The organism is Neisseria sp. P0022.S010 (genome assembly GCF_051956635.1).
On sequence record NZ_JBQCXF010000306.1, the window covers coordinates 1 to 3,489 of the forward strand.

Here is a 3,489-nt window from a genome sequence, read left to right on the forward strand (position 1 = left end):
TAACGTCTATACTGAACCCATCTCTCCGAACAAGGAACCAAAACATGAAAACTACCCGACTGTTCACCCTGACCGCTGCCGCGCTGCTTTCTTCAGCCATCGGCTTTGCACAAGCCGGCGCAGTGGATGCCCTGAAAAAATTCAATAATGATGCCGACGGTATCAGTGGCAACTTCAGCCAAACCGTTCACAGCAAAAAGAAAACCCAATCCACACACGGTACATTCAAAATCCTGCGCCCGGGCTTGTTCAAATGGGAATACACCAAACCCTACAAACAAACCATTGTTGGCGACGGCAAAACCATTTGGCTCTATGACGTAGATTTGGCGCAAGTAACCAAGTCCTCACAAGACCAAACCATCGGCGACAGCCCTGCCGCCATCCTCTCCAACAAAACGGCATTGGATAGCAGCTACACGCTGAAAGAAGACGGTTCTGCCAATGGTATCGACTATGTTTTGGCTACGCCTAAGAAAAACAACGCCGGCTACCAATACATCCGCATCGGCTTTAAAGGCGAAAACCTCGCCGCCATGCAGCTGAAAGACAGCTTCGGCAACCAAACCAGCATCAGCTTCAGCGGTTTGAACACCAAGCCTAACCTATCCAGCGGTATGTTCAAATTTACTCCTCCTAAAGGCGTTGATGTCTTAAGCAACTAAGCTTTCAACTGAAACACAAAGGCCGTCTGAACAACAGACGGCCTTTTATTTAGTTCAATTCAACATCAAACACACTGTTACTTTTGACCTTGAATGGCAGCGGCAATTTTTTCTGCGCCTTTTTTCGCCCAGTCTGCCTGCTTGGCTTCCACCATCACGCGCACGACAGGCTCGGTACCGGAAGCACGCAAGACCACGCGGCCTTTGCCTTCGAGTTCTTTTTCCACTTCAGCCAAAGCCTCTTTGGAAGCATCCTGCCAGTTTTGGCCTTTTTTGATGCGGACGTTGATCATGGTTTGCGGATACGGCTGCCAATCGGCGCAAACGGTGGCAAGGTCTTGATTCAAGGTTTGCAATGCCGCCAAAACTTGCAGCGCAGAAATGATGCCGTCGCCGGTATTGTGTTTGTCCATGCACAAAATATGACCGCTGGCTTCGCCGCCAATCAGCCAACCGCGTTGGTGGAGCTGTTCCAACACATAGCGGTCGCCCACTTTGGCGCGGCAGAAATCAACGCCCTGCTCTTTCAAAGCAATTTCCATCGCCATATTGGTCATCACTGTACCCACCACGCCGCCGATTTCCACACCTTCGTGCGCGCGTGCTTTGGCAATCACATAAATCAGGCTGTCGCCGTCATACACTTTGCCATTGCGGTCAACCATCATCAAACGGTCGCCATCGCCATCCAAGGCAATGCCGTAATCGGCTTCATTTTGCAACACAGCCGCTTGCAAAGCTTTCGGATGGGTTGCACCACATTTCTCATTGATGTTGTAGCCGTTTGGCTCATCACCGATACTGACTACTTGCGCACCCAATTCGTGGAATACTTTAGGCGCAACTGCATAGCCTGCACCATTGGCGGTATCGACCACTAATTTCAGACCGCGCAAGTCCAAATGGCTTGGGAAAGTGGATTTACAGAACTCGATATAGCGATCATCCGCACCATTAATCCGGCGCGCGCGGCCCAAACGGCTGGACGGCTGGGCTTTCATTTCTTCATCGATTTTGGCTTCGATTTCCAACTCGATTTCATCGCTCAACTTCACACCGCCTTCTGCAAAGAATTTAATGCCGTTGTCGGAATAAACGTTATGGGAAGCAGAAATCATCACACCTGCAGACAAACGCAAAGCGCGGGTCAGATACGCTACGCCCGGTGTCGGCAGAGGGCCGGTTTGAATAACATTGACACCTGCGGCAGTAAAGCCGGCAATCAGCGCGGCCTCCAGCATATAGCCTGAAATACGCGTGTCTTTACCGATTAAAACGGTCGGTTTAATTTCACCTTCGTGCTGTACCAAAACCTGACCTGCCGCATAACCCAATTTCAAGACAAAATCAGGATTGATAGGGAATTGACCGACTTCGCCGCGAACACCGTCAGTACCGAAATATTTTTTTGCCATGAGATAACTCCGTGATTGTTTTGTCGTATGTGAATATGGTTGAACTTCTTTAAAAGAATATTGTGTTTGAAGGCCGTCTGAATCTTTCAGACAAACTACAATCTACTACTTCCGTATTATAGCAAGATCAGGCCTTCCTGCACGAAAAAAGCGCATCCTATGCAGAATGCGCTTTCTATTCGAGATTTAAAGTCAAATTTTAGAATTTAGCACCAGATTGATTAGCCATGTAATCAACTGCAGCTTTCACTTCATCGTCGCTCAGGCTGCCGTTACCGCCTTTGGCAGGCATGGCGTTAAAGCCTTCGATTGCATGTTTGTGCAGGGTGTCTTTACCTTGTTTGATACGAGGAGCCCAGTCTTCTTTTTTGCCTACATGAGGAATACCGGGAACCGCACCACCGTGACATGCTTGGCAACTGGCTTCGTAAACTTTTTTACCGTCTGCACCGCCGGCAGCTGCGCCTTTGTCTTCAGCTTTGGCAGCATCTGCTTTAGGAGCATCGGCAGGAGCCGCAGCATCAGCCGCTGGAGCTGAAGCAGCTTCACCGGAAGCAGCGGCATCGGCAGGAGCCGCAGCATCAGGATCAGGGAAAGTACCGCCGGCTTTGTTGGCCATATAAGTAATCACGCGTTTCAATTCTTGGTCGGTCAAATCAGCCGCACCACCTTTGGCAGGCATTGCGTTGAAACCGTTCAAAGCGTGTTGGAACAAAGTATCAAAACCTTGGGCGATACGAGGAGCCCAATCGCCTTTGTTTTCAAATTTAGGCGCATTAGGAACAATGCTGTCCGCCGCGTGACATTGGATACAGATTTTGTTGAAAATCTGGTCGCCCTGACGTTCGCCGACAGGGATGCCGTCGCCCAGTTTGAGTTGGCCGACTGGCTGGATACGGGTTTGAGTCGCAGCTTCGGTTGTTTCGTTAACATCGCCGAATGAACCGCTTCCTGCCAATTTGATCAGGAAGAAAATCACTGCAATAACAATAACGATACCGCTCACAAGGGTGAACAATGCAGAGCCTTGGGCTTTGTGGTCGCGGAGTTGTTTCATTTGGTAGGCCTCGCCGTTAGGTTAGGTTGTGCTGTAAGTTATAGTTTATATGTTAAACGCAATTAACAATATTTTGCTGGATTATACTGAATTCGCAAAGGCTTTCCAATCCATCTTGAGAAAAAGATACGCAAAAATCCTCAAAAAGGCCGTCTGAAATCTATAAGCCTTTGTAGTTAATTGATTATTCCAGCCATGCAAAAAAGTGACCGCCAATGCCACTTTCAGACACTTTCAAGATAAACTTTGCCAATAGAGCCAATATGCGTTAACCTTACGGCTTCCGCACCCATAGCTCAGTTGGAAGAGTGTCAGTTTCCGAAGCTGGAGGTCACAGGTTCGATCCCTGTTG

At 48.9% G+C, this 3,489-nt stretch carries 3 protein-coding genes; 1 reads left to right on the forward strand and 2 read right to left on the reverse strand.

Annotated features, from left to right (window positions below; genetic code table 11):
• Positions 1-44 precede the first annotated feature (44 nt).
• Positions 45-665, forward strand: coding sequence for an outer membrane lipoprotein chaperone LolA (gene lolA, locus ACTHUT_RS15770; RefSeq protein ID WP_440419012.1), 621 nt, complete (start codon positions 45-47; stop codon positions 663-665).
• Between the two features lie 77 nt (positions 666-742).
• On the opposite strand, the gene glmM is transcribed toward lolA, so the two are convergent.
• A complete protein-coding gene (gene glmM / locus ACTHUT_RS15775) occupies positions 743-2,080 on the reverse strand; it encodes a phosphoglucosamine mutase (RefSeq protein ID WP_049329113.1) in 1,338 nt (445 codons plus the stop codon).
• A gap of 199 nt (positions 2,081-2,279) precedes the next feature.
• On the reverse strand, positions 2,280-3,137 hold the full coding sequence (locus ACTHUT_RS15780; RefSeq protein ID WP_440419014.1) for a c-type cytochrome: 858 nt from the start codon (positions 3,135-3,137) through the stop codon (positions 2,280-2,282).
• Positions 3,138-3,489: the final 352 nt, after the last annotated feature.

Coding starts and splice junctions, on each gene's coding strand:
- lolA (WP_440419012.1), top strand. CDS start 45: ATGAAAACTACCCGACTGTTCACCCTGACCGCTGCCGCGCTGCTTTCT.
- glmM (WP_049329113.1), bottom strand. CDS start 2,080: ATGGCAAAAAAATATTTCGGTACTGACGGTGTTCGCGGCGAAGTCGGT.
- ACTHUT_RS15780 (WP_440419014.1), bottom strand. CDS start 3,137: ATGAAACAACTCCGCGACCACAAAGCCCAAGGCTCTGCATTGTTCACC.